Origin of the sequence: Microcoleus sp. F4-D5 (assembly GCF_036704885.1) — a bacterium.
Taxonomy (GTDB): domain Bacteria; phylum Cyanobacteriota; class Cyanobacteriia; order Cyanobacteriales; family Microcoleaceae; genus Microcoleus.
Genome location: NZ_JAUBSX010000048.1, coordinates 1 through 25,521, shown reverse-complemented (window position 1 = coordinate 25,521; position 25,521 = coordinate 1). Strand labels below are relative to the sequence as shown.

At 45.4% G+C, this 25,521-nt stretch carries 30 protein-coding genes; 18 read left to right on the top strand and 12 right to left on the bottom strand.

The genetic code is table 11. The annotated features are described in order from the left end of the window. Position 1 precedes the first annotated feature (1 nt). Entirely contained in the window at positions 2 to 361 is a 360-nt protein-coding gene (locus QUA80_RS21045; RefSeq protein WP_333427032.1) for a VOC family protein, read from the bottom strand. A 146-nt stretch (positions 362 to 507) separates the two neighbouring features. Here QUA80_RS21045 and QUA80_RS21040 point away from each other — a divergent pair, with 146 nt between their 5' ends. From QUA80_RS21040 to QUA80_RS21010, 7 genes are all read left to right on the top strand, one after another. Continuing rightward, complete coding sequence (locus QUA80_RS21040; RefSeq protein ID WP_333427031.1) at positions 508 to 723, top strand: hypothetical protein; 216 nt, start codon at positions 508 to 510, stop codon at positions 721 to 723. A gap of 541 nt (positions 724 to 1,264) precedes the next feature. After that, complete coding sequence (locus QUA80_RS21035; RefSeq protein WP_333427048.1) at positions 1,265 to 1,402, top strand: GAF domain-containing protein; 138 nt, start codon at positions 1,265 to 1,267, stop codon at positions 1,400 to 1,402. Positions 1,403 to 1,566: 164 nt separating this feature from the next. Continuing rightward, entirely contained in the window at positions 1,567 to 1,767 is a 201-nt protein-coding gene (locus tag QUA80_RS21030) for a hypothetical protein (protein ID WP_333427030.1), read from the top strand. Positions 1,768 to 1,925: 158 nt separating this feature from the next. Then, on the top strand, positions 1,926 to 2,255 hold the full coding sequence (locus QUA80_RS21025; RefSeq protein WP_333427029.1) for a SpoIIE family protein phosphatase: 330 nt from the start codon (positions 1,926 to 1,928) through the stop codon (positions 2,253 to 2,255). Positions 2,256 to 2,483: 228 nt separating this feature from the next. Then, positions 2,484 to 3,719 carry an adenylate/guanylate cyclase domain-containing protein gene (locus QUA80_RS21020; protein ID WP_333427028.1) on the top strand — a complete coding sequence of 412 codons (1,236 nt, stop codon included), beginning with the start codon at positions 2,484 to 2,486 and terminating at the stop codon, positions 3,717 to 3,719. 31 nt (positions 3,720 to 3,750) lie between these two features. Next, positions 3,751 to 4,365: a DUF6272 family protein gene (locus tag QUA80_RS21015; RefSeq protein ID WP_333237868.1), complete on the top strand. Its 615-nt coding sequence runs from the start codon at positions 3,751 to 3,753 to the stop codon at positions 4,363 to 4,365. Between the two features lie 67 nt (positions 4,366 to 4,432). Then, the gene (locus tag QUA80_RS21010; protein ID WP_333427027.1) at positions 4,433 to 4,786 is read left to right on the top strand and encodes a slr1659 superfamily regulator; all 354 of its coding nucleotides are present in this window, start codon (positions 4,433 to 4,435) and stop codon (positions 4,784 to 4,786) included. A 91-nt stretch (positions 4,787 to 4,877) separates the two neighbouring features. On the opposite strand, the gene QUA80_RS21005 is transcribed toward QUA80_RS21010, so the two are convergent. The 4 genes from QUA80_RS21005 to QUA80_RS20990 all read right to left on the bottom strand — a co-directional run bounded on the left by QUA80_RS21005 (position 4,878) and on the right by QUA80_RS20990 (position 7,270). Next, the gene (locus tag QUA80_RS21005; RefSeq protein WP_333427026.1) at positions 4,878 to 6,359 is read right to left on the bottom strand and encodes an ATP-binding protein; all 1,482 of its coding nucleotides are present in this window, start codon (positions 6,357 to 6,359) and stop codon (positions 4,878 to 4,880) included. 220 nt (positions 6,360 to 6,579) lie between these two features. After that, positions 6,580 to 6,732, bottom strand: a complete 153-nt coding sequence (locus tag QUA80_RS21000; protein WP_333427025.1) for a hypothetical protein — start codon at positions 6,730 to 6,732, stop codon at positions 6,580 to 6,582. Then, positions 6,701 to 7,090 (bottom strand): alpha/beta fold hydrolase, encoded by a 390-nt coding sequence (locus tag QUA80_RS20995; RefSeq protein ID WP_333427024.1) that lies wholly within the window; start codon positions 7,088 to 7,090, stop codon positions 6,701 to 6,703. The genes QUA80_RS21000 and QUA80_RS20995 overlap by 32 nt, the downstream gene beginning before the upstream one ends. Positions 7,091 to 7,108: 18 nt before the next feature. Continuing rightward, a complete protein-coding gene (locus tag QUA80_RS20990; RefSeq protein WP_333427023.1) occupies positions 7,109 to 7,270 on the bottom strand; it encodes a hypothetical protein in 162 nt (53 codons plus the stop codon). A gap of 206 nt (positions 7,271 to 7,476) precedes the next feature. Between QUA80_RS20990 and QUA80_RS20985 the strand changes: the two genes are divergently transcribed. Together QUA80_RS20985 and QUA80_RS20980 are read left to right on the top strand one after the other, a co-directional pair. After that, positions 7,477 to 7,677 (top strand): hypothetical protein, encoded by a 201-nt coding sequence (locus QUA80_RS20985; protein ID WP_332959381.1) that lies wholly within the window; start codon positions 7,477 to 7,479, stop codon positions 7,675 to 7,677. Positions 7,678 to 7,828: 151 nt separating this feature from the next. After that, positions 7,829 to 9,712, top strand: a complete 1,884-nt coding sequence (locus tag QUA80_RS20980) for a BamA/TamA family outer membrane protein (RefSeq protein WP_333427022.1) — start codon at positions 7,829 to 7,831, stop codon at positions 9,710 to 9,712. Between the two features lie 67 nt (positions 9,713 to 9,779). On the opposite strand, the gene QUA80_RS20975 is transcribed toward QUA80_RS20980, so the two are convergent. Next, on the bottom strand, positions 9,780 to 10,730 hold the full coding sequence (locus QUA80_RS20975) for a transposase (protein ID WP_333427021.1): 951 nt from the start codon (positions 10,728 to 10,730) through the stop codon (positions 9,780 to 9,782). A 203-nt stretch (positions 10,731 to 10,933) separates the two neighbouring features. Between QUA80_RS20975 and QUA80_RS20970 the strand changes: the two genes are divergently transcribed. Next, a complete protein-coding gene (locus QUA80_RS20970; RefSeq protein ID WP_333427020.1) occupies positions 10,934 to 11,191 on the top strand; it encodes a hypothetical protein in 258 nt (85 codons plus the stop codon). 507 nt (positions 11,192 to 11,698) lie between these two features. Here QUA80_RS20970 and QUA80_RS20965 read toward each other — a convergent pair. Next, a complete protein-coding gene (locus QUA80_RS20965; RefSeq protein ID WP_333427019.1) occupies positions 11,699 to 13,000 on the bottom strand; it encodes a HEAT repeat domain-containing protein in 1,302 nt (433 codons plus the stop codon). Between the two features lie 45 nt (positions 13,001 to 13,045). Next, entirely contained in the window at positions 13,046 to 13,621 is a 576-nt protein-coding gene (locus tag QUA80_RS20960) for a CPBP family glutamic-type intramembrane protease (protein WP_333427018.1), read from the bottom strand. A gap of 56 nt (positions 13,622 to 13,677) precedes the next feature. Between QUA80_RS20960 and QUA80_RS20955 the strand changes: the two genes are divergently transcribed. After that, positions 13,678 to 14,028 (top strand): acylphosphatase, encoded by a 351-nt coding sequence (locus tag QUA80_RS20955; protein ID WP_333427017.1) that lies wholly within the window; start codon positions 13,678 to 13,680, stop codon positions 14,026 to 14,028. Positions 14,029 to 14,159: 131 nt separating this feature from the next. Here the strand turns inward: QUA80_RS20955 and QUA80_RS20950 are convergent, their stop codons facing one another. Beyond that, positions 14,160 to 14,810 (bottom strand): phosphoribosylanthranilate isomerase, encoded by a 651-nt coding sequence (locus tag QUA80_RS20950; RefSeq protein ID WP_333427047.1) that lies wholly within the window; start codon positions 14,808 to 14,810, stop codon positions 14,160 to 14,162. A 133-nt stretch (positions 14,811 to 14,943) separates the two neighbouring features. Here QUA80_RS20950 and psaK point away from each other — a divergent pair, with 133 nt between their 5' ends. The 4 genes from psaK to QUA80_RS20930 all read left to right on the top strand — a co-directional run bounded on the left by psaK (position 14,944) and on the right by QUA80_RS20930 (position 19,475). Next, a complete protein-coding gene (psaK, locus tag QUA80_RS20945; protein WP_333427016.1) occupies positions 14,944 to 15,228 on the top strand; it encodes a photosystem I reaction center subunit PsaK in 285 nt (94 codons plus the stop codon). Between the two features lie 81 nt (positions 15,229 to 15,309). Then, positions 15,310 to 16,506, top strand: a complete 1,197-nt coding sequence (locus QUA80_RS20940; protein WP_333427015.1) for a site-2 protease family protein — start codon at positions 15,310 to 15,312, stop codon at positions 16,504 to 16,506. 192 nt (positions 16,507 to 16,698) lie between these two features. Next, positions 16,699 to 18,654 carry an adenylate/guanylate cyclase domain-containing protein gene (locus tag QUA80_RS20935; RefSeq protein ID WP_333427014.1) on the top strand — a complete coding sequence of 652 codons (1,956 nt, stop codon included), beginning with the start codon at positions 16,699 to 16,701 and terminating at the stop codon, positions 18,652 to 18,654. Positions 18,655 to 18,692: 38 nt separating this feature from the next. Then, a complete protein-coding gene (locus tag QUA80_RS20930) occupies positions 18,693 to 19,475 on the top strand; it encodes a DUF928 domain-containing protein (RefSeq protein ID WP_333427013.1) in 783 nt (260 codons plus the stop codon). A gap of 50 nt (positions 19,476 to 19,525) precedes the next feature. Here QUA80_RS20930 and QUA80_RS20925 read toward each other — a convergent pair whose 3' ends face one another. Then, the gene (locus tag QUA80_RS20925) at positions 19,526 to 20,305 is read right to left on the bottom strand and encodes a biotin/lipoate A/B protein ligase family protein (protein ID WP_333427012.1); all 780 of its coding nucleotides are present in this window, start codon (positions 20,303 to 20,305) and stop codon (positions 19,526 to 19,528) included. 144 nt (positions 20,306 to 20,449) lie between these two features. On the opposite strand from QUA80_RS20925, the gene QUA80_RS20920 reads away from it, so the two are divergent. Both QUA80_RS20920 and QUA80_RS20915 read left to right on the top strand, forming a co-directional pair. Continuing rightward, entirely contained in the window at positions 20,450 to 20,776 is a 327-nt protein-coding gene (locus tag QUA80_RS20920; protein WP_333237899.1) for a thioredoxin domain-containing protein, read from the top strand. Between the two features lie 499 nt (positions 20,777 to 21,275). Next, positions 21,276 to 22,487: an LL-diaminopimelate aminotransferase gene (locus QUA80_RS20915; RefSeq protein WP_333427011.1), complete on the top strand. Its 1,212-nt coding sequence runs from the start codon at positions 21,276 to 21,278 to the stop codon at positions 22,485 to 22,487. Positions 22,488 to 22,763: 276 nt separating this feature from the next. On the opposite strand, the gene QUA80_RS20910 is transcribed toward QUA80_RS20915, so the two are convergent. Together QUA80_RS20910 and surE are read right to left on the bottom strand one after the other, a co-directional pair. Then, the gene (locus QUA80_RS20910) at positions 22,764 to 23,162 is read right to left on the bottom strand and encodes a hypothetical protein (protein ID WP_333427010.1); all 399 of its coding nucleotides are present in this window, start codon (positions 23,160 to 23,162) and stop codon (positions 22,764 to 22,766) included. Positions 23,163 to 23,287: 125 nt separating this feature from the next. Beyond that, positions 23,288 to 24,094 (bottom strand): 5'/3'-nucleotidase SurE, encoded by an 807-nt coding sequence (gene surE / locus QUA80_RS20905; RefSeq protein WP_333427009.1) that lies wholly within the window; start codon positions 24,092 to 24,094, stop codon positions 23,288 to 23,290. Between the two features lie 223 nt (positions 24,095 to 24,317). On the opposite strand from surE, the gene pheS reads away from it, so the two are divergent. Then, positions 24,318 to 25,322 carry a phenylalanine--tRNA ligase subunit alpha gene (pheS, locus tag QUA80_RS20900; RefSeq protein WP_333427008.1) on the top strand — a complete coding sequence of 335 codons (1,005 nt, stop codon included), beginning with the start codon at positions 24,318 to 24,320 and terminating at the stop codon, positions 25,320 to 25,322. Positions 25,323 to 25,521: the final 199 nt, after the last annotated feature.

The following is a 25,521-nucleotide window of genomic DNA, read 5'->3' as shown; positions in this document are numbered from 1 at the left end:
GTTACTCGCTGAGTTCGATGATGTTGCCGTCGGGATCTTGGGTAAATAATGCCGATCGACCTGACGCGCTCATTTGGAACGGGCAATTGTGGGCAATTAATTGTTGTTTGGCTGCCTCTAAGTTGGCCACAGAAAACGCTAGATGTCGGTTGCGTCCCCATTTGTCATGGTTTACGGCATCTGGTATAATTGTCGCAGCTAAAATTAGGTGGAGCTGGGAGTTGCCGATTTGATACCAGATTCCGGGAAATTTTAAGACTCGATCGATTTTTTCCAGTCCTAGTATGCTGCTGTAAAAGTGTTGGGATTTTTCCAGGTTGGATATGAGTATGGCGCTGTGGAGGGCTTGAGTAATTTGCATTTTTGTTGGGTATTTATTTTTTTGTTTTAACCGCTGATGCAGGCAGATGAGCGCTGATGAACGCCGATTGGTTGATGTTTGTTCAGTTTTTAATATGATAACATTATCAGTCGCTCTTAACCGATCTACTTTTATTAGCTAATTTAGTGGATGAGACATCAACTAAAAATCCGCTCCATAATATCTCTGATGTGACTTGCAAAATATCTCGCTCCCGCGAAGCAAACGCTTCAAAGGTTTTTGATAAATATGATTTAGTAGCCGCAGAAATAGGACGAGTATTGGGAGACAGGCTCAAAGCTATCTATTTGTACGATCGCGCCATTGCTACTGCCCAAAAAAACCAATACCTTCAAGAATAAGCGCTCTTGTGCGAACTTACAGCTAAATTTTATCTGGAAGCAGGTAAAGATAAAATTACCCGCGTCTATCTAACTGACTATACTACGCTTATACTCGCTGGGAAACTCAGGCAAAAATTCAGGATTTAGAACAAAAATATCCCATTTACTCGCCCCCATTTTAGAACAAAAAACAACTTTTTATGCGGGAGACACAATCGATCAAAATCTCGTCACAACCATCAGTTATACTGGCAATAATATTTCCGGTATGCTGGATTTGGCAACAGTTATAAAAGCTTATCAAGCCTGATCTGAATAAATACATCAATAATTGCTATCAATTTTCCTATAGTTTTTAATCGACAATCTGGAGATTCACAAGGTTCTATCATTTAAAAAATGGCGGTCAATTATTGATATATGCTAAATATTTAGAGGAGAGCTGCTATTTGCCAAATATTCTACTTTTTCAAAGCCAAAGTCTTCCAATAGCTGCCATTAACTACGTCTGGCGTACCAGGGAAAAACCTTGGTAAATAAACATATTGCTACTGACAATATCTTTGCTGCCGACTCGTACATTATTCAGCATCAACCTAAATCTGTATTGTCTACTCCTATTGTTAACCAACGTAAAGCCTTCGGTATTTTTTACTTAGAAAACAGTCTCGCCCCAGGTGCATTTACTGCTGACTGATTGGAAATCTTAAAAAGACTATTTCCCAAGCAGCTATTTCCCTCGAAAATACTCTGCTTTATCAAACTCTAGAAGATAAAGTTGAAGAATGCACATCCCAACTAGCTTAAGCCAATCAGGCAATTTTTGCCCTCCACTAGCGCCTCAAAACAGAAATTTTTCGCATGAGATCCGAACTAGATATTTTCAAACAAATGCAGCAGTTAAGTCTGCCGAAACCTGCGAATTTAGCAGCAATTACAGAGTTAGAACTTGCTGGATTTATGGAACCAGCAAATGAAGTTGGTGGCGATTATTACGACTTACTTTGTACTGACGGAGTAGTTACACTCTGCATTGGTGATGTCACTGAACACGGAGTGTAACGTGGCATTTTGATGGCGATCGCTCAAGCGGCAGTTTGCACTTTGCAGGAAGTTAAAGAACTATATCCAGTACGCTTTGTAGATGCCCTCAACCGTAATGTTTATAAAAATATTCGGCGGGTAAAATCGGACAATAACCTGACTCTACCTATCCTCAATTGCGGAGACCTAAAGTTAGTATTAGCGGTCAAAACGAGGAAACTCTCGCAGTCAGAAAATCCGGTCAAATTGAACACATTGATATGATAAATTTAGGATTTCCAAGCGGCTTAGATGAGAATATTTCCGATTTGAGCCGCCATGTTTTAGTAGACTTAGAGCCGGGGGACGAGGTGGTGCTGTACACCGATGGCATCCCCGAAGCTAGAAAGATGCACAAAAAATTCTACGGTATCGAAAGACTATGTGAAGTGGTTTCTCAAAACTGCCATTTGAGCGCCGAACAAATCAAGCAAGCCGTCATCGATGATTTGCGAATTTTTTTTTGAGGACAAAAGGTTTTTGATGACGTTACTTTGCTAGTATTGAAGCAACAGGGAAATATTGTGCATAATTTATGATTGACGGTCGTCAACCCGGTTTTTACAATGGAGCTTGGATTTAGTCGCCAAGCATTGAAGCAGCAACCGGATTTCTCGCTTCAGCCGTGTAAGTTGTAATAATTTACAGCGAGCGAGTAAAACAATTTTGCTATCCCGGATTCAGGAGTATACATTATGAAACCAAAACTAAATTTACCACATTCTAAATATCCAGAAGAACTCAAAACCCAGCTACAGGATTTGATGAAAAAACTTGAGGAAGTCGAAGATGAAAAAAATAGCTATGAAACTCTAGTAGAAATTATCACGCAACACTCCACGGATCTGGAAAACCAGATCCGTCATAAAAATCGAGAGATGCAGACTTATATCGAGCAGGTTAAAAAGGTTATAGATGCAGCTATTGCTGTGAAAAACAACAAATTTGAACCCCAGATATTGTCAGAGGTAGCAGCGCGGAGTGATGCACTGGGAGAACTGGCACAGGTATTTTCGCATATGGTGCAAACTGTGAAAGCGCGGGAACAAGAATTAGAGAAACTTTTGCAGGCTTACGGACGTTTTGTTCCCGATGAATATCTCCAATTTCTCGGCAAGCAGAGTATGGTTGATTTCCAGCTTGGAGATCACGTCAGCAAAGAGATGGCAATTATGTTTTCCGATATGCGTTCGTTCACCACGATGGCGGAGCAAATGACTCCTCAAGAAAACTTTGACTTCATCAATAACTATTTACAGCAAATTAGTCCCGAAATTCGCAAGCACAACGGTTTTATTGTCAAGTATATAGGAGATGGAGTCATGGCAGTTTTTCCCGATGGTGTTGATGATGCTATTCAGGCAGGAATTGTGAAGTTGGAGCAGTTGAAAAAATACAATGAAAGCCGTAAAATAAATGGGGATATACCGCTGAAGATTGGCATTGGTATCCATGTGGGTGATACGATGGTTGGGATTATTGGAGACGCGAATCGGATGCAAGCAGATGCGCTCTCAGATCATGTCAATCTCACCGCTCGTCTGGAAGGCTTGACTAAGTATTATGGCGTATCTTTATTAATTTCTGAAGATGTGGTACAACGTTTGAGTCAACCCGAAAAGTATCATATCCGTTTTTTGGATCGGGCTATTGTCAAAGGAAGACAAGAAGCCATTACAGTTTGTGAGGTGGTAGATGTTGAAGTAGAACCAGTGCGATCGCTCAAAATTCAAACTTTGCCTGTATTTGAGGAGGGACTCCAAGAATATTGTCAGGGAAATTTTGCTAAAGCCATAGTTTGTTTTGAACAGATAGTAGCCCTAAATCCAGATGACAAGCCCAGTCAACTTTACCTAAAACGCATCCAATCGCTGTTAGAAAATAGTATTCCTGCTAACTGGAACGGCGTATGGAAATTCACCCAGAAGTGACATAAATACATCAATTGGAGGGATAAAAATCATGACATCTGGAAGCTTAAAAACTATGACACAAATCTTGGGAGACTTCATAGAAGAATTTCCTCCTGAACACGACTCCCTAGAACTTACATTTACCCCCAGTTCTCGTCCCATCAAGCAGCGCTGGCGCAATAACAGGCTTTCGGCTCATTTTGTAGCCGATTATTTGTCTAGTTTTCTACCGCTGGATGAAGAGGATGCTAACAGCGAACAACGGATTAAACAAAGCAAGGGAGCAGTGAGTTACGTCGCTAACGAACTGTTAGAAAATGCTATCAAATTCACCGATGACAATGATATTTATAAGGTGAAGTTTGGTATACACTTTATTGAAGATGTCGAGGTGATCGCAGTGATTTTTGCTACCAACTGTGCCAATTCAGAATCTGTCAATAAATTGCAGGCATTCATTAAAGAACTACTATCTTCCGACGACCCGAATGAACTATATTTACAGCAGCTTGAAAAAAATGCTGAAACAGAAAGTGAAACGTCGGGATTGGGATTACTAACGATGGTTAATGACTATTCAGCCAAGATCGGTTGGAGATTTGAGACAATACCAGACAGTCTTGATATCATGCTGGTGACGACGGTGGCTCAAATTATTGTCTAGTTTCTAGCATTTCCATGTTTACTCTTTTTGTGCAATCGCAATATTTTAGTCAGGAAACCAAAAAATAATGGGTATTCAAGAAATTAAAGGTGAAGATTACAGCATTAAGTACGATCGAGAATCGGTAACAGTCCTTTTCCAAGGCGAACTCAGTCTGAGCGGACCAGCAGAGTATGCACCAATAGTCGAATTGTTAGATGAGGTCGCCAATCCCGAACCGCCTACTATTACTTTGAACCTAAAGAACTTGGAATTTGTTAATAGTTCTGGTATCAGTATGCTGTCTAAATTTGTCATTACCGTGCGGAAAAAGAAAACTATTCAACTGTTGGTGTTGGGTTCAAAGGATGTTCCCTGGCAACAAAAATCTCTCAAAAATTTAGAAAAGCTGTTGCCAACTTTGAAGCTAGAATTGGAGTAGGATATGTGTAAATTTTAACTACAGTTAACACGGGCGTCCCGCCCGTGCCACACACAGTTAAAATAGATAAATTTCGATCTTAGTAAATTGCTTAATTTTGCTGGATCGGCAGTTCAATGATAAACTCGGTTCCCTTGGACGGTTCAGACTCGCACCAGATCGTTCCTCCGTGATTTTCTACTAAGATTTTGTAGACAATAGACAATCCTAAACCAGTACCTTTACCGATTTCCTTGGTGGTGAAAAACTGCTCGAACATTCGTTCTTTGATCTGTGCTGTCATTCCCGACCCCGTGTCAGAAATCCGCACTCTCACGCGATCTGAACCCGCTAATTCTGTGCTGATAGAAATTTTTAGTGTTGCATTGGGCTGATTTTCTGCTGCCTCGTCCAAAGCATCGATCGCGTTGCTAATTATATTCATAAATACTTGATTTAGCTGTCCGGCATAACACTCGACAGCAGGCAATTTTCCATATTTTTTAACTATTTGAATTTCGCGACGGTCTATTTGAGAATTGAGACGGTTTCGCAAAATTAACACGGTACTGTCAATGCTGTCTTCCAAATCGCACAGCGTCATGTTACTGTTATCCGTTCGCGAAAAGTTGCCCATAGATTTTACTATTTCGCGAATGCGATCGGAACCAATTTGCATGGAAGACATAACTTTAGGCAAGTCTTCAACTAGAAAATCAAAATCCATCTCTTCGATTTGAGCTTGAATTTCTGGACAGGGATTGGGATAGTATTGTCGATAGAGATGCAGCAGGTGTAGTAAATCTTGAGTATAAGTTTCGGCATGGCTCAAGTTGCCGTAAATAAAACTAACTGGATTATTAATTTCGTGGACGATACTAGCCATTAGCGCTCCCAGCGAAGACATTTTTTCGCTGTGGAGGAGTTGAGCTTGAGTTTGTTTGAGTTCGCAAAGTGCGCGATCGAGCTGGGCCGCTTGAGCTTCCGCTTTCGCGGTAGCAGCACAACTTTCTTGATAAAGTTCAACCTGTTTGAGGTCGACTTCAAATTGTTCGATCTCGCTTTCTTGCTGGTATTGACTCACCACGGCATCGAAAGCTTCTAGCAATTCGCCGCTGGCAGCTTCGACAATGTACAGCAGATGGGGATTTTCCAGCCGGAGTTCGGAATCTGGAACTTGCACCAGTGCTTTAATTCGATCGATATATTCGCGGATTTGTTTGTCTAGATACAGCGGTGCCTCAAAATACATTGCCTTGACAGTGGCTGAAGGGGGACTCAATAAGTTGATGCTGCTTTCAGTATTAATTAAGTCGCGGTGCGATTTTTCCATAAGCTCGATCGCCTCTAACAAATTTCCCCGCAGTTTGGCTTTTTCTACCCCATTCTGAGAACAAACTAACCTCATGCAAAAAAAAGCCGTGCGTTGGGAAAGCATTCGCTGACGGCCGCTGATATTAATTACCGCAGCACTAATTTTTCTGGCTGTCGTAATTTCTTCCAGATTAAAATAGTTCCTCATTGCCGCCATTGGTAATATCCCCGACTCAACTAAATGTCTGTAGCTCCTGCTGACACAAGATTTAAGAGCCATAATAAAAAATTGTACAAGACACTAAACAATATATTCTGTATTTCTTACTAAATTAGTATCCTAAAACACAATTATTTTCAATTGGTAGCTTATCACAATTTTTATGATTCGGCTTGTTGCACAGTTTTTCTTAATTATTCAAAAATTTACAAATCAACTTCGCCATAAGTTCAGCTTTAGTTTGTGGAAATCCGTGAGCAGCATTGGGAATAATTGCTAACTAGGCTCCCGGTATCTCGTTAGCGTAGGTTTGACAGTGCGATAGAGGAATTGTTTCGTCACTATCTGCGGCGATGACTAAGATAGGAATTTGCAATTTGTAAATTTCTTTTTCTACTGTATCAACTGCGTCTTCCGGCCGCATCCGGCTCATTAAAAATGACCTTGCTACTGGTTGAGACATTAACTCCCTGCGCCAGCCCGAAATTTGCTGCTTTATCACTTTTTCCCGCTAAACTAGCAAAAGCTTTTGCCAACTGCAAGGCCCAATCCACGGCTGGGGTTTCCCACAACAGCGGCCGCAAAGCATCGTATTGACCGCAAAAAGTGTCGTCCCGAATTCCCGCCGGTGCTGCTAACACTAAACTGCTAACAGAATTAGGATATTTTAGGGAATATGCAGATGCTACCCAACCCCCAAAAGAATGTCCGATGATGCAGCAAGGTTCAATATTTAGTTGTGCAACAACTTGGCGGACAAAAGCAACTTCTACAGCTACGTCATAGCGCATTTCTGGTTTGCTGGATTCTCAAAAACCTAAGATATCTAAACTGATGCGCCGAAACTGAGATTGCAATAACTCAATTAATGGCAGCCAGCAAGTCTTTTCTCCTAAGAAACCGTGCAGCATCAATAAGGGTCTGCCGCACCCGATGTCGAGATAGGCTGCTGTTTGGGCGGTGCGATTCACAAATGTACTTAAGGTGTGATTTTGTCCTGCAACTACTTGAGACTGTCTGGAGATCGACTCCTGATAGGCAAGAGAGATTTGTAAAGTATTGTAACAAAACAGCAGTCCAAAGGTTAAACTTCATTACGGAGTACACAATTAGAAATAGACCGTGATACTCTCTATGATTATTAGAAAATACTGCAAACTCAAAGCAGGAGAACACTTTGAACTCTACTTTAAAACAGTACCCGGCTTGCTCTCTTCGCGAAGATGTCAGTGAGTACGTAGCACACCTACAGCTTCACATGACGTTACAAGCTCGCAACTTGCTCCCTACCATTACCACCGCTAAGGACAGTCGCGAACAACTTTTGCAGCAGACTCAGGCTCATTTTGAGAAACGAGTTTCTCGACAAGCTCTTTAAACAAATTTTACGATCGCCCGCTGTCGATCGAACTTTCTCACATTTCAGCATCGCAGAAACCCGGTAGCCTCAAAAATACCGGGTTTCTTTTCGGCTAATTATGCAGGGGGCACGGTTTTGGGTAATATGCGTTGGGTGTGCTTTAAATTTAATGTCTATGCGAATTCCGATTATTGCATTTTTGACTTTGGCGGCGCTGGCTGGCGGCGAATTGGCAGCGGGGGCAATCGATCCGAGTGCCGCACCTACTGAGGCCCAGTTGAGAGAGGGAACCGCAGAAATTGACAGGCGAGACGGCTGTCCCACAAGGCCACAGAGGGAGGAGGATGAGGTGAGTCTCACATCTGACACCATTCTCCAGAACGGGCAAGATGCCCGTGAAGCGAGAGATGAATTGTTGTGTGGAACAGGCATCTTGCCTGTCGATCAAAAGCTGATTGAAAATGGTGCAGCATCTCTCAAGAACGGTGCAGCATCTGTCAAGAACGGGCAAGATGCCCGTTCCTCCACAAGAGATGAATTGTTTGGTGGCACAGGAATGTTGGCTGAAGTACCCGCAGCGCAGCTATCCCCAAGGGAATCGCCCTCACTCAAGTCCAGCCACAATAAAGATTTTACATCTGTGTTAAAAACTCCGGCGACGATCGCGACCAACGCCGAAATCCCCGAAGCAGTAAACAGCAACGCCCGACAGCTAGGCGGTACTCTACAAATCAGTCAAGCGGGCAATGCTGAAGGCATTTACGTGGCAGAGGTGAAAATTCGCTTTGTCAATTCCCGAGGGGAAGCTGTCGATAAAAAAGGGAATCCAATTGAGGGCAGAATTTCGGAAGATTTTATCCGAGGTGAGCTCAAACTGAAGCCGGGGGATAACTACAGCCGGGAAGTTGTACGATCGGATTTGCAGCAGTTGCACCAATTGGGGTTGTTTGACAAAGTGACGGTTTCGATCGAAGAAGTTGGCACGGATGTTAATGTAATCTACAACGTTCAAGAGCGATCGGCTCGCTCTTTTAGCGTGAGTGCCACTCTTAGTGATGATGTTGGCGTTGCTGTTCCTCTTTCATATACCGATCGAACTTTCGGAACAACCCCGCAGCGGCTGGCGGTAGAACTTCAGCCCAGCCTCCGAGGTATCCAGTACGATGTCCAGTTTGTCAGCCCTTACGTTGCCGCCGAAGACCGTTTGGGATACAGTGTGAGAGCTTTTGGCGATCGCAGAATATCGGAAATTTTCAACAAAGATATTGATTTGCCCAACGGAGACCGGGTAAGGGAAATTCGGGTGGGGGGAAATCTCAGGTTTACCAGACCTTTGGGCGATTGGCAATCGACTTTGGGGCTGAATTATACAAATATCAGCACGCGCGATCGCAACTTAAATATCGCCCGCCGCGACGAACTCGGAAATCCTCTCACATTCAGCGGCAGCGGCGTTGACGAGTTATACACAGTTTCTTTTGGCGCAATCCTCGATCGGCGGGACAATCCCTTCAACCCTACCAGCGGCTCGATTCTCAGCCTCAGCACCGAGCAGTCGATACCACTGGGGCGAGGCAACATTGTGAGTAACAGGCTGTTGGCAAATTATATACAGTATGTACCAGTAACTTTGTTGGGCATCAGCGAATCCGAAGCCTTGCCCGAAATGCTGGCTTTTAACTTGCAAGCGGGGACGGTAATCGGGGATTTGCCACCAACGGAAGCTTTTCGCCTCGGCGGCCGCAATTCCGTGCGGGGTTACGACGGCGGGGATATTGGCAGCGGCCGGAGTTATTTTTTGGCTTCCGGTGAATATCGGTTTCCTGTGGGTCAGGATGTTGGCGGCGTGATATTTGTTGATTTTGCGTCGGATTTGGGAACGGGAGATAGCGTACTCGGGAAACCGGCGGTAGTCAGGGACAAACCGGGGACGGGGGCGGGTGTTGGGGTGGGTGTGAGGGTGCGATCGCCCTTTGGATTAATTCGCTTAGATGTGGGTGTTAGCGACTCCGGCGACATCAAATTTATACTCGGTACAAAACAGCGATTTTAAATTAGTCCTCAGTCACGAGTTAACTGTAGATACTGTCTAGACAAGTCAAGGGGTGGCGATCGCATAATTAGGATCGAAAGGCTTTTGGGACTTTAAAATACCAAAAGCCAAATGCACCAATTTCCGCATCAAAGCACCAATCACCTGCATTTTGACGCCGGCCACGACCCAATAATCGCTCACTCATAGCTTTCAACAAAGGGTTATGACGCATCGCCACTACCGCTGGCATATACAACGCCTTTCGCAGTCGGACATTACCCGTACAAGACAAACGAGTTTTGCCTTTAACCGAAGTCCCAGAAGTACGTTCGCTCGGTGTTAAACCAGCATAGGCTGCTAATTGACGAGCATTATCGTAATCAGAAACATCGCCAATTTCAGCTAATAATATAGAAGCTGTTAAATCGCCAATGCCAGGAATTGAAGTCAACAGCTCGCGCTGTTGTTTTAAGTGGGGGTGTTTGTCAAAATGGTCACTAATCAGTTTTTTGATTAGTTGTTGTTGCTGTTTGAGATAGTCCAAATGTTCCAGGGTAAGGGCAGCAACTGTGGGCGTAGCTGTTTCCAAACGGTTTTGTTCGCTCGTCATCATTTCTGTGACTGATTCGAGCCGCCGTAACAGGGCTTGTAATTCCTTGACTTCGGGGGCTGTAGGTGTCCATAATGATGGTTTCATTGCCGCACAAAAACGGGCAATTAATGCGGCATCTACGGAGTCTGTTTTAGTTCTCAAAAGTTCGCTTTTGGCAAACCCTTTAATCCGGGCTGGATTAACAATACTTACCTGAAAGCCTTCCCCATAAAGGAATTCGGCTAAGGCTTCGCCGTAGATGCTAGTAGCTTCCATACAAGCATGAAGTTCGACTACACTTTGTTGTTTGAGCCAGTTATGTAAACTCTCAAACCCTTGAATATTATTCGTAAACTTTTTGGGTTTAGTTGCACGAATTTCTGTCAGTAATGAGACATAAAAGTCTTTTTTACTGATGTCTATGCCTAAGACTGTTGGTGTCATTATTTGCTCCCTCGGTACTCCTTTCTATTAAAGAACATGACAGGCAATTGAATACTAGCCTTGTGAATGCAGGCTTTCTCGATCAGATGATCGAGAGCCTAAGATACTGTCCAGTTTAATGTGCGCCTGTCATCAGTAATGGGAGCTTATCTACGCAACAGACTTATACAGTCTAAGGGGCGGGCCAACTTCACCGATTGCTGATGTCCTATAGCCAGCACTTTCGCCTGTTACAGAACCTTTTCTACAAAACTTTCCTTGTTTCTTTAGATTCACTTCGTCGCTCAGTTCGATCGTCCGATTGTCGGTTCGATCGCCTGAGTGTCGGTTCGATCGTCCGATTGTCGGCTCGATCGTCCGATTGTCAGCTCGATCGTCCGATTGTCAGCTCGATCGTCCGATTGTCAGCTCGATCGTCCGATTGTCAGCTCGATCGCTCTATGGATGTGGCGATCGGCTAGCTCACTCTTTTAAGATACAAGGGGCGGGTTTTACCAACAATATTTGATAACCGCAAACAATCTTGTAAACCCGCCCCCACACAACCGATAACCCAGATTAACCTGATATTCGAGCGAATCCAAAAAATGTAGATTCGGATTTGCCGCCCAAGTGGGGGCGGGTTTATTATATTGTTGGTTTCTGGCATAGATAATTGGTAAAACCCGCCCCCACAGGATGCGTGAAGATACAAGAAGCGATTTCAATCGCCAGTTGCTAAAAAAGGTTTCAGCTTGCGGTTTTAAACAGCGGGGTATCTGCTATCTCTGGTAAGAATTGGGCGAGTTGTCGATCGAATAATTGAGTTTGATTTCGTTCCCCACCCAACATCCAAAGAGTTGACTGTATGTTTGTGGCAGTCAGCGAAATTGAGTGCAATACAGCACCTCGGTAAGGACACAACAATGTTGTATCCCTACTGTGTTGTGTGAACAATTGAGAATTGCTATCTTTATCCTAGTAACTGCTTAACGCTGAGGCTTTTTCACATCAACATTTTTCGGTTTAGCGGCCGGAGTGCGCGGATAAAACTTAAACTTATTGAGGGCAGCACTTGCCGATTTAGCCACACCGCTATCGGTATCTCGCAAAGCTTTTTGCAACAGCGGAATCACTTTTTCAGACTTAATCATGGCTAGCGCTTCCACAGCAGATCCGCGCACCTCCGGGTGAATATCTTGAGCTAATTTTCCCAAGGTTTCTATTGCTCGCTGACCTTCTGCTCTCAGAGCATTAGCAGCAGCCATTTTACCCAAAGCAGACGCTGCAAACTTGCGAGTTTCTTTGTCCTGACTTTGAACACATCCCATCAACTGCGGTAGGGAATAGCTTGGTGCTTGTCTGGTAATTGGAAGCTGTTGTTCGACTGGTGGTTGATGTAAATCAATGGGTTGTGGTTCCGAAAAATCTGTGTAATTTAACTCTTCTTCAACTTCTGTTTGATTTAACTCACTTGACTGTTCCTGCCAAACTTCTTGTTGTGGTAAATATTCTCCAAATTCTGTTGAATTTAACTGACTGAACTGCTGCTCCGGGACTTCTTGTTGTTGTACGTTACTCTCGTACTGCTCTTGCAAAGACCTGATAGTTGCTTGCATCTGAGCTTCGTGAGCTCTCAACTGCTCGTGAGCCGCTTGCAACTGACTCTCGTATTGCTGTTGCAAAGCCTCCATATTTAACTGCATCTCAACCTCGCGGTTCTCATATTCCTCAGCAGTTTGCCTCAAGCGAATTTCGTGTTCATTTTGCAAGTTTTGCAAATGTTGCTCCATCTGAGCTTGATAATTATGATGCAATTCGTCAGCAACTCTAAGTAAATGATGTTCGTGTTCTGCTTGCAAAGATTGGATATTTTCCTGAAGCCTTGCATTGTTAGCGGCTTCTAACTCCTCGCTGATTTGTCGCCGCAGCTCATGCTCGTCTACGCTGGCAACTTGTTGGAGCTGACTGTCGCGTTCTGCCTGAAGTTGTTGGATCTGATTTTCGTATTGAGCCGCAACTTTTTTGAGCTGATTTTCGTATTGGTTAGTAACTTGTCTGAGTAAATTTTCGTGTTCGGCAGTAGCTTTTCTAAGCTGATTTTCCCGTTCTCCTTGCTGAGATTCGACAGCTTGTTGCACGCGAGACATCTGAGCTATTTCTATTTCCTCAGTAATTCTGCGAGTTTGCTGCAAGTATTCTTGCTTTTGCTTGTTTAAGCGCTTTTCTACTAACCAGTAAGCAACTGCTATCCCTGCCAAAAAACCTACGATCGCTCCTATGATACCCACGACTAATCTCCTCCTGACAAAATAGTGATGCTGGACTTTTTACATTTAACCATACAGCCTCCTGTAACCGCCCAATAGCAGCAGCCAGGCTGTCACTGCGACCCAGTGAACCGCTACCGCAGGCCAGATAGAACCGCTTTGTAGGTATGCGATAGAGCACGCAACTCCCAAAATTGCCGCCAGCAGCAAAAACACTGGATTCATAAAGGTCGATCGACCAACCGGGTAAAAAGTCAGCGCGTTCAGCGGGTGGTAAACTACAAAAACCGCCAAACTCGCACATCCCCAAAACCACAGAATTAAGCCAGAAGCCTTCTCGAACGGGTGCGGCAGCATTAACACGCGGAAAAATACTTCCTCGGTGAGCCCCGGACTGAACAAACAGCCAACGAGCACTCCCACAATTGTACGCCGATCGGTTTGCAGATCTACCTTCAGAAATCCCGACCAAAAACCGACAGGAAAGGCGATCGAAGTGTAAACCAGCGCGATCGTAACTGCAACCAGCCAATCAGTGAAATCGGGAATAGTTGAAAAAGCCAGGGTGACGCGGCGTACTAGCAATCCCAGCAGCGCGTGAAGCGGAGCTATCCCGAAGGGAATCGCACTAAAATTTAACATAATCAAACCGATCCTTAAAATTTTCAAACAGATGTTAACCGTAAGTTGAACCGTTTATGCAAAACCAATCACCCCCGCCCGTCAGAGTCCGGGTTTTTGTTTCCGGATTAGTTCAAGGAGTAGGATACCGATATTCAACAAGGAATCAAGCAAAGTATTTCGGCCTGGGCGGCTGGGTAAGAAATCTCCCCGACGGCCGCGTCGAGGCTGTATTTGAAGGAGACAAAAAAGCTGTTGAAAAAATGATTGGTTGGTGCCGCCGCGGCCCCACTGGTGCTAGGGTGAGTGAGTTGGTTTTGGAATACGAAGACCCGGAGAGCGATGCCCTACCCGACCCTACGGGGAACGGGAACCCCTGCGGGGAAAGGGATAGCTCGGCTTCACGCACTTTTGAGATCCGGCGGTAAAAGAATAAAGGGAAAAAACAGGGGTTGCAACCGCTACTATACAAACGAAGTCTGCCCAGTCTACGGCAGGCTTCGCCCACGCAGACTAAAGAATGAATCCGATAAAAAGTGCGGCTATTTGGTATTACCAATTAGCAATGACCGGCGAATTGAGTTAATTGAGCGAACAACCGAGCAACTTTGGTCAAATCTTTATCTCCCGGCGCTATTTCTACGCCGCTAGAAAGGTCAACACCGCTGAAGTTATAGCCGATCGCGCTATCAATTGCATTTAAAATATTATCTGCGGTTAAACCGCCCGCCAGCAGCCAAGGACACTGCGGTCTAAAATCTGCTAACATCCTCCAGTCGATGGTTTTGCCAGTACCGCCGAGTTGATTGGGATGGTAAGCATCCAGCAGTAAAGTATCGACACGAACAGCGTAAATAGCCGCTGTCTCTAGAGTTTCAGGAGTCTTAACTCTCAAAGCTTTGATAATTTCAATTCCCGGCAAAAACTCGCGCAGCCGATCGCAATATTCCGCTGTTTCATCTCCGTGTAACTGCACCCCGCTTAAATTTGACTCTGCCGTTACTTGACAGATGTTTTCTATTGTGGTATTCGCAAAAACGCCGATGCGATCGACATTTTCCGGCAACTGCTCGACAATCAGGCGAATTGTTTCTGGGGTGACATAGCGGGGGGAAGCCGGCACGCAGATAAACCCCAAAGCCTGGGCTCCCAAGCGGGCGATCGCAATTCCTTGGTCTAATTTAGTGATTCCGCAAATTTTAACCCGCACTCCCAGTCCTCCGTTCCGAATTTGTATCAAAATATCAACGAATTGTTAACTATTAAAACAAATCTTAGTTTAATGCAAACCGTTTTTTATAATCTTGGAAATCAATTTATTTGTGAAATAAGGAGATAAGAACGTGATCGACTCATCTTTGCTGTTAGCCGTACAATCCACCACTCCCTCAACGCCAGAGTGGTCGCCAGTGGTAGGACTGACAATGATTTTATGCAATTTGCTGGCGGTCGCGATCGGCTACTACGGCATAAACAAGCAAAACCGAGGCAAGGGCCCAGCTTTACCCGTTGAAGTGCCTGGAATGTTCAAAGGCTTCGGCATACCAGAATTGCTGGCAACAACCAGCTTCGGCCACTTGCTCGGAACAGGAGTAATCTTGGGCTTAGGAAACGCCGGAGTTCTTTAAAAATCTGGGGAAGGGGAAAGGCAAGAGGAAGAAAAGATATAATAGAAACTCTTTCTTCCTCTCATGCGGCAGGAAAATTTCATGCAGACAGGTTGGCGAATCGGCTCTTTATTTGGCATCCCCCTACTTATAGATTACTCGTGGTTTATAATTTTAGCCCTAGCAACCCGCCAATACGCCAGCAGTTACCGCTTGTGGGGGCCTGGGCTCTCCTGGAGTGCCGGGTTGGCAATAGCTCTGCTACTGTTTGCTTCCGTGCTCTTGCACGAACTCGGGCACAGCTTGGCGGCAATGTCGCAAGGCATTAAAGTTAATTCTATTACCCTATTCTTATTTGGTGGAATTGCATCGATCGACTCGGAATCAAAAACTCCCGGTCAAGCTTTTCAAGTAGCCATCGCTGGCCCTCTCGTCAGCTTTGCGCTGTTTTTAATACTCGGTTTAGGCTCTCAAGTTCTCCCTCAGACAAGTTTGATTGCAATTGTGGCAGAAAGGGTAGCAGAAATTAATTTAGTTTTGGGATTATTTAACTTAATTCCCGGCTTGCCTTTGGACGGAGGACAAGTTTTAAAAGCAGCAATTTGGAAAATCACCGGCTCTCGATTTGCGGGAGTTCGCTGGGCGGCAAAAACCGGACAAATTTTAGGTTGGCTGGCCGTTGCTTTGGGTCTGAGTTTATGCTTTTTAGCGCGCGAGTACGGCGGCTTGTGGATTGCGCTAATCGGCGGGTTTGGGATTCGCAATGCCACTTCGTACAGCAGCTTAGCTTCCTTACAAGAAGCCCTGCTCAAAATTAAAGCCAGCGATGCGATGAGCCGCGATTTTCGAGTGGTAGATGCAGATTTGACTCTGCGAGAATTTGCCGATCGATATTTGTTAGAAGTCAATCCGTTTCCATTTTACATTGCTGCGAGCAACGGGCGGGATTTGGGCTTAGTGTCGATCGACGATATCCGCTTCACAGAACGCAGTCAGTGGCAAATTCAGACTTTGCACAAAATTTTAAAACCCCTGGGAAAAACCCCCACAGTCTCCGAAAAAGCATCCATAGCAGAAGTAATTAACAGCATGGAAGCCCGTCAACTCCCCCGAATCATCGTCCTGTCGCCGATTGGTTCAGTAGCGGGGACGATCGATCGGGGTGACGTGATTAAAGTTTTGGCAAAATACCTCAAACCCCAGATTTCAATCGCCGACATCAAGCGCAGCAAAGAAGAAAACAGCTATCCCCAAGGATTGCAGTTAAGTGCGATCGCCAAAACCGCACAAGAAAACTAAAAATTTGGCATTAGTCAAACAATTTGGGATTTGGGATTTGGGATTATAAAGAAGAAGAACCCCCGGATTCATCTGTGCGGATCGTGTAAAATCCAATTCCACGACCTCAAATCAAAAATCCCAAATTGTTTGATTTGATAACTTAAGAGGCGGTGCATTTTTTCAAGAAAATTTGAAAAAATAATTATCAATATGCCCAAATTTTTGCATCAATTTCATCATCAGTTGAAGGAGAGAGGCTGGAGTTGGAAAAACTTAACTCATTCCTTCCCCTTCCCTGATTTGCAACCTCTTGCTATTATCTGGATTGTCGTGACGGGAACTCTATTGGGAGTGCGGCATTTAGGCGGGTTGCAGCCACTAGAATTAAATACTTTCGACCTGATGGTGAAGTTGCGGCCAGATCCGGGCCCTGACCCCAGGTTGCTGATAGTGACCATCACAGAACAGGATATTAATACTATTGAAAAATGGCCAATTTCAGATCGCACTTTAGCAAAAGCGATCTCCGAAATAGCTCGTCTTGAACCCACAGCTATTGGCATAGATATAATTCGCAATATTCCCTACGAACCGGGGAATGCAGAATTAGTAACTCAACTGAAAAACCCCAAAGTAATCCCCATTACCTTGATCGGTAACTCTAAGCAAGACCCAGCCCCACCACCTCCCAATATACCAGAAGAGCGGGTAGGATTTAACGATTTAGTCGTCGATCCAGACGGTATACTGCGTCGCAATTTGATGTTCGCCAAGAATGGTAAAACGACACTAACTTCATTCTCTATGCGACTAGCTTTTGCCTATTTTAACAGCAAAAAAATTGATTCTAAATTAACCGAAAAAGAAGAAATTCAGGCTGATAAAATAGTGTTTTCAAAGTTGCGTTCTGACTCAGGAGGTTATCAAAACATTGATGCCCAAGGCTATCAAATCATGCTCAATTACCGCTCTCCTGAAAATATAGCAAAAACCGTGACACTAACTGAAGTTTTGGAGCGAAAAGTTGACCGGCAATGGGTGAAAGGTAAAATAGTGCTAATAGGCGTTACAGCTCTAACTGCTAAAGATTTCTTTTTAACCCCTTACAGCGCTACTGCCAACGGAAACCGGCCGATGTCTGGGGTATCCATTCACGCAACGGCTACTAGCCAAATTCTCAGCGCAGTTTTAGATGGGAAAGGTCTATTTTGGTATTGGGACGAATGGCAAGAAATTCTCTGGATCGCTGTTTGGGGCGCAGTCGGCGGCTGTTTAGCTTGGCGGCTAGAAAAATCGCTGAGTTTGATGGGAAGTGCGATCGCAGCTTGCGGTTCATTATTCGGATTCACCTTTTTCCTCTTCATGCAACAGGGGTGGATTCCTCTAATTTCCCCTACCCTGGCACTTTTAATCACCGCAGGAGTCGCAGTTACCTATAAGTACGAGCAGTCGAGGCAACAGCAAGGGATTGTGATGAAATTATTAGGACAACAAACTTCACCGGCGATCGCCAATGCCCTGTGGAAAGAGCGCGTCCACCTGCTCGAATCAGGGTTATTGCCGGGCCAAAAAGTTACTGCTACGATCGTTCTCACCGACTTGCAGGGTTTTAGTACAATCTCCGAAAAACTACCGCCAGAAGTAGTAATGAGTTGGTTAAATGAGTATTTATCAGCAATGGCCCAAGAAGTCCAAGCACATCAAGGCGTGATTAATAAATTTACCGGAGATGGAATGCTGGCAGTATTTGGCGTACCCATTCCCCGCACCACTCCAGAAGAAATTGCAGAAGATGCTCGCCTCGCCGTATCTTGCGCTTTAGCCATCAGTTCCCGCTTGCCACAAATGAATCAAAATTGGCTCGATCGCGGTTTACCGGTCGTAAACATGCGAGTAGGCATCTTTACAGGGCCTGTGATGGTGGGTAGTCTCGGAGGCTCAACCCGTTTAGAATATGGAGTGATCGGCGACAGCGTAAATATTGCCTCTCGGCTCGAAAGCTGTGAAAAGGATCGGCAAGAAGACACTTGCCGGATATTGATTGCAGAAGAAACCTTTCTGCATCTGGCCGACAAATTTGAGGTAGAATCTTGGGGAGCTTTGCATTTAAGAGGCAGGGAACAAAAAGTTAATGTCTACCGGATTTTGGGAAGCAAAAAGAAATAAAAAGAGAGAATCTTTCTTTAAAAATTCAGGGAGTTAATATGAAAACAATTACTAAGTTTTTCCTCAATCTGACATCAGTTGGCTCAATAGTATTGATAGCAACGCTTAATGCTTCCCAATTAGCAGTTGTGGGACAGCCGACTCCAAAAATAGATGGCAAGCCAATCACTCAATCGGGAGGGCCGCGCTTCATTGAGCCCCGTGAAGATATCGACGATCGCCCCCCCGCTCAACCGAGACGGCCTCTGCGCGGTGGCTGCGAGAGCATTCGTCAGCTAGGTGTCACAGCTTTAGTGCCTAAAAGTAAGATCGGACGGACTGTTTCCGAGTATCCAACATTCTTTTTCTACTTGCCTCAAACAAAGGCAGAATTAGCCGAATTTACCCTAGAAGATCCTAGCGGCAAGCAGATTTACAAACAGGATGTCACAATTAGCAATTTATCTGGAGTGATCGGCGTTAGTATCCCCGCTAACCAAAATGTGCCGCCCTTGGAAGCAGGCAAAAGTTACCGTTGGAATTTTACAGTGATTTGCAACTCTCAAGACCGATCGGGCGATGAGATCGAAAGCGGTGTTGTACGGCGAGTTGAACTCAGTGCAGATATCCGCAGTCAATTAGATCGGGCAGATTCGCGCCAGAAAACGGTTATTTATGCTGAAAATGGGATTTGGCAAGATGCCCTCAGCACCCTAGCTGCCGCTCGCCGCGCTAATCCTAATGATACAGATTTAGCTGGTGATTGGAAAACCTTGCTATATTCTGTGAAATTGGGCCAAATTGCCCAAGAGCCGATCGTTGAAATTGAGCAGCAGCCATAGATGAGTTTTCCAATTTTAGATTGGCGATTTTAGCGAGATACCCGACTTCTTCAAGAAGTTAGGTATCTAGTATCTAATATATTTTCCTTCTTCCATCTTCCTTCAACATCTGCTATGTCGTGCCATTCCCGATCCGAAAGCGGCTGCACCTCCAAATCAATCCCAAAACAGCGACAAGCCGCCGCACTCAAAACATCAATTACAGTTGAAATCAAATCATCTCCCCCTTCAGATAGAGGTAATTTCACAGGAATTAATTCTTCCCCAAACACTTGAGAAAACAATTTAACATCCGGCTGCAAACGCATCGAACCGTGCTGCAAAATAGCATCACCCCGTCGCAATTGCGCGCTACCAATTAACTTGCAGCCATCAAGTGTAACTAAATCCGCGCCCGTCGCAGTACCAAAACAATTGGGGTTGTGAATGTAACCCCTTCCAGCTTCCCCGTATTGCAAATCCAAACCCATCGCCCTCCAACCCTCAATCAAAAACTCGCAAATAGTCTGATAAGCTTTCATACGGCTGCTTCCAAATCCCGACGCCACAACTGCATAAGTTAAATCGCCTTGGTGGAGCACGGCGCGCCCGCCGCTGGGCCTCCTCACCAACTCCACAGGCATTCCCTGCCAAGACAACTGCTGCCAAATCTCCGGCCACCTGCGCTGGTGGTAGCCCAAGGAAATCGCCGCAGGTTGCCAAGTGTAAAATCGCAGAGTTGGGGGATTTTTGCCCGCTAGATGCTGTTCCAGCAGCCATTGGTCGATCGCCATCTGCAACATCCCAGATGCTTGTAGCTGCGGAATTAAACGCCATACAGAATTAGCCATCAGTTCCCACTCCTGAGTTCGCACTCAATAATTCGCAGAATGTTTTAAAATTATTAACAGTTTTTTGGGCCTGTCTTCTAAGTTGGTGCAAGTTTCACGCCCGCCGGTGCTTTAGAAATAAATACAAAAAATAATCGCAGAACCATGAGCAACACTGTAATTGTCATTAACGACGAAAAATTTGAAACAGAAGTCCTGAAAGCTGAGCAACCAGTGCTTGCATATTTTTGGGCTAGTTGGTGCGGGCCTTGCAAACTGATCGCGCCTTCGGTAGACTGGGTAGCTGCCAACTACAGCGATCGTCTGAAAGTGGTTAAAATGGAAATTGACCCCAATCCTAATACTGTCAAGCAGTATAAAGTAGAAGGAGTCCCAGCTCTCAGGCTGTTTAAAAATGCCGAAGTAGTGCTTTCTCGCGAAGGAGCTATTACTAAACAAACTTTGATCGGTTTGCTCGACGCTCACTTATAAAGTTTGGAAATGATTGGGGAGTTTCCAACTCCCAACTCACAATTATAGCAATTTCAATTTGTTTTACATCTCTATTTTCTCCTCGATATTCCTCTGTGACAATCAAGCATCCAGGATACAAACCCCCGGATTCATCTGTCCAGAAATAAAAAACCTGTATCCGATAAAGGAGCCCCCGAATTTATCCGTGGGGTCAGTCGATTTGAGATTTGAGATTTGAGATTTACTCCACAGATAAATCTGGGAGCTTGAACTAGGGTCTAAAATTTTTATCTTTCCACGACTGTTGTCGGGGGGTGGTATCCGTTTTTGGGCTGGGTCAAGGCTTCAATTCTTTAACCTCAAATCTCAAATCTCAAATCGATTGACTCTGCGCCCTCTGCGCTCTCTGCGGTTATAAAAAAACATTCACAAAGCAAATAAGAGTGCCACAGCAAAAAATTAAATAATAATTATCACTATAAAAATATTTCTTAAAATTCCAAAAAGTTAAAAAAATATGCAATTTGCCAAACGTTTAGAGCCACTGCAATTTAATGTATTTGCCGATATGGATCGGGCGAAAACTCAAGCTAGAGCAGCGGGGCAGAATGTGATTGACTTGTCTCTGGGTTCTTCGGATTTGCCTGCGGCGGCTCACATTACAGATGCGATCGCACATTCTTTGTCGGACTCCAGCACCCACCGCTATTTGCTGTTTAACGGTACAAGAGATTTCCGGGAAGCCGCAGCTATTTGGTACGAGAAAAAATTTGGGATTTCAGTAAATCCAGAAACCGAAGTGCTGCCGTTAATTGGTTCCCAAGAAGGCACGGCGCATCTGCCTTTAGCTGTACTCAACCCCGGAGATTTTGCTTTGCTGCTCGATCCGGGCTATCCTTCCCACGCGGGCGGTGTGCATTTGGCCGGCGGTCAAATTTATCCGATGCCGCTATTAGCAGAAAATGCGTTTTTGCCGATATTTGAAGATATTCCGACAGCAGTGTTGGCTGAGTCGAAGATGATGGTTTTGAGCTATCCTCACAATCCTACAACTGCGATCGCACCTGTTGCTTTTTTTGAGAAAGCCGTGGCTTTTTGTCGCGAACACGGGCTAGTTTTAGTTCACGATTTCCCTTATGTGGATTTGGTATTTGACGGTCGCAATTCTGCAATTGAGGCTGCTGAGATCGAGGAAAACCGCAAATTGATGGCGCCGTCAATTTTTCAGGCGGATCGAGATAAGAGTGTGGCGATCGAGTTTTTTACACTATCCAAATCCTACAGTATGGGAGGTTTTCGAGTCGGATACGCGATCGGCAATTCCGAACTAATTGCAGCGCTGCGACAGGTAAAAGCAGCAGTAGACTTCAACCAATACCGAGGGATTTTGAACGGAGCGATCTCCGCATTAACCGGCCCCCAAGATACCGTCAGAACCAGCGTAGAAACCTTCAGAAAACGGCGGGATGCCTTTGTAAACGCCTTGCAGGGCATCGGCTGGCAAGTGCCTGTACCCGCAGCAACCATGTACGTCTGGGCGAAACTGCCGGAACCTTGGGCCCGAGATTCCGTGAAATTTTGCACTCAGCTAGTACAGAGTACAGGAGTCGCAGCTTCCCCCGGTGCCGGTTTCGGGAAATCAGGAGAAGGCTACGTGCGATTTGCCTTAGTCGAGTCGCCAGCAATTTTGGAAGCAGCAGTTAGAAAAATTGCTGAGTTTCTAAATTGAGGGATGCGATACAGCGTATCCCAGGTTTGTGAAGGACACCCGCCTATCGGTCTATCCCCGCCGCAGGGACAAAGGCTTTCGCCGCGTCCCTTTGAGGCAGGGGTTTCAACCCCTGCCGGACTGGGGTTGTGACGTTTTTACGGACAAAAATAAGGGTACGGTGCCTAAGTCCCTACCCGCCGATCGAGATTGGTACAATTGCTAAACTATTGTGATTTATACCTAAAGGAATAGATATTTGCACGGAGTATCTGTCACAATTTATGTTGAGATATGTTAACGCGAGGCATCTTGAGAATTTTCAGTTCCGCTCACCCACTCTAAAAATCCTTGAAATGAATGCTGTCGGGGCAGCGATTGTTCCGTAACCGAGAGCGCACATCCCAAAAATACCACACTGCCCAAAATTGCAATCAGCGGAAAATGCTTGCCCAGCCCAAAGTCCCGCTGAAGTCGAGCTAACGGCCGGCTCTCGCGCCTGAGCATTTTTCCCACTGTCAGTTGTTTGAGACTAAAAGGATCGCGCACAAAATGACCGCTCCAACTAATTACCAGATGAGAATGGCAGTGGGGACAAGTGAATAGTCCGCTGACCATTCCGACTGGCCCTACGACGCTGGAACGGTGGCAAATCGGGCAAGTGACAGAATGAGTGTTATAGGTGGGAGCGTTCATAACTGCTTTTATTGAGTAAAAAACCAACAACCAATGGAGAGCCTGCGTTAACGCCTAGGGCATAGACCTGAAGAGGCACTTTTCCTTAATTCCTAGTTTACCGCTCGGATCGGGTCGATCGGAGCTCACTGCTTGGGAAAACCTTCAAATTGCCAATCCCGCAACGAGTGCAAGTCGGGAGCACAAGTGAGATTGTATTGCAGGGGAGTCACCGTTATTCTGTTATCTCGAATAGCTTGTACGTCCGTAGGAATATCATGCCAAACCGCCGAATCGGAGGCTTCTTCTACATCTTCTAACAATTCGCCAGCCAGCCAATAATAAGTTTTGCCGCGCGGATCGGTGCGCTTTTGAAATATGTCGAAATAGCGGCGAATGCCTTGACGGGCGATCGCAACTCCGGTAATTTCTGCTTGTGTGACTGCTGGTATGTTGACATTCAACAGCACCGGTTTGGGCAGTGGCTGTTTTTCCAACTGCGACAGCAAGGTGACAGCGAAATCCACTGCCGGCCCAAATTCCTGGGAAGTATAGCTCGCGAGGCTGAAAGCAATGCTGGGAATGCCTTCCATAATTCCTTCCATTGCGGCAGAAACCGTGCCAGAACAGATGATGTCCGTGCCTAAATTCGGCCCGTGGTTGACGCCGGAAAGCACAAAATCCGGCGGTTTGTCCAGTAAAGCCCACAAAGCGAGTTTCACGCAGTCGGCGGGAGTACCCGAACAAGCCCAAGCTTGGACTGAGGGATCGAAAATGGATTCGACAATTTCGGCGCGGATTGGTTGGTGCAGGGTGAGGCCGTGGCCGGTAGCGGAGCGCTCTCTGTCTGGGCAAACTACGCTCACGTCGTGACCGGCTGTGGCGAGAGCGTTGGCGAGGCTGCGGATGCCTTGTGCAAAGATGCCATCGTCGTTGCTAATTAAAAGTTTCATTGAAATTTTTATAGGCCTGATAACAATCTTAAACTAGATTCAACTATGCCGATCGCTCTCACATCCAATTACCTATTACGAATTATCCGTAACTGCCCTCAATCTAAAATCTAAAATCTAAAATCTAAAATCAATAAGACTGTCGAACCAAAATTGCGCTAAACTCAGCTTGGCTCAAAACTGCCCTCAATCTAAAATCTAAAATCTAAAATCTAAAATCAAAATGACTGTCCAGCTAAGCGACATTGAAACTCAACTAGAAACCCTCGGTCAAGAGTCCAAAAGTGCGATCGCCACTGCCAATACTCTCGAACAACTCGAACAGTTGCGCGTCGGCTACCTCGGCAAAAAAGGCCAACTCTCTCAAATTTTAGGCATGATGGGCAAACTGTCGCCAGACCAGCGTCCCAAAGTAGGCGCGATCGCCAATACAGTCAAAGAAGCCCTGCAAGCCGATTTAGAAGACAAGCGCGCCTCCCTCCAAACCGCCCAAATCCAAGCCAAATTAGCCTCAGAAACGATCGATGTCACCATGCCGGGGATTTTTCGCCCCCAAGGCCGCGTGCACCCCTTAAACGCCGTCATAGACCGCGCTCTCGATATCTTTGTCGGCCTCGGCTACACCGTCGCCAACGGCCCGGAAATGGAAACAGATTATTATAACTTCGAGGCGCTCAACACCCCGCCCGACCACCCAGCGCGGGATATGCAAGATACATTTTACCTGCCAGGAGGCGAGTTGCTGCGGACTCAGACATCATCGGTGCAAATTCGCTACATGGAACAGCACAAACCGCCGATTCGGATTGTCTCTCCCGGCCGCGTTTACCGCCGCGATACTGTCGATGCTACTCACGCAGCAGTCTTCCACCAAATTGAACTTTTAGCAATTGATGAAGGTCTGACATTTACTGACTTGAAAGGCACAATTAAAGAGTTTTTGCGGCAAATGTTCGGGCAAGATTTGCCGATCCGTTTCCGCACGAGTTACTTTCCGTTTACGGAACCTTCTGCCGAAGTTGATTTGCAGTGGAACGGCAAATGGCTGGAAGTTTTGGGCTGCGGAACGGTCGATCCTAATGTTCTTAAAGGAGTGGGTTTAGACCCAGAAAAATATACTGGATTTGCGGCAGGTTTTGGGGTCGAGCGGTTCGCAATGGTACTTTATGAAATCGACGATATTCGCCGGGTTTATGCTAGCGATTTGCGCTTTTTGCGGCAATTTTAAAGAAGGGCTTGGGGTCGCTTACAAGCTGCGTATACAGGTGTGCGTCAATCGACATCAATCTTTTAGTTTCGAGTAAGGGGAGTTAAACAATTGACGGGGTGACAACCCCGTCAGAACGTAGATATAGTCATTTCAAATAAGTATGAGACTATTTAAAAATGAGGTAAAATGAATAAAAATAGTGAAGCCGCTAGGAAAA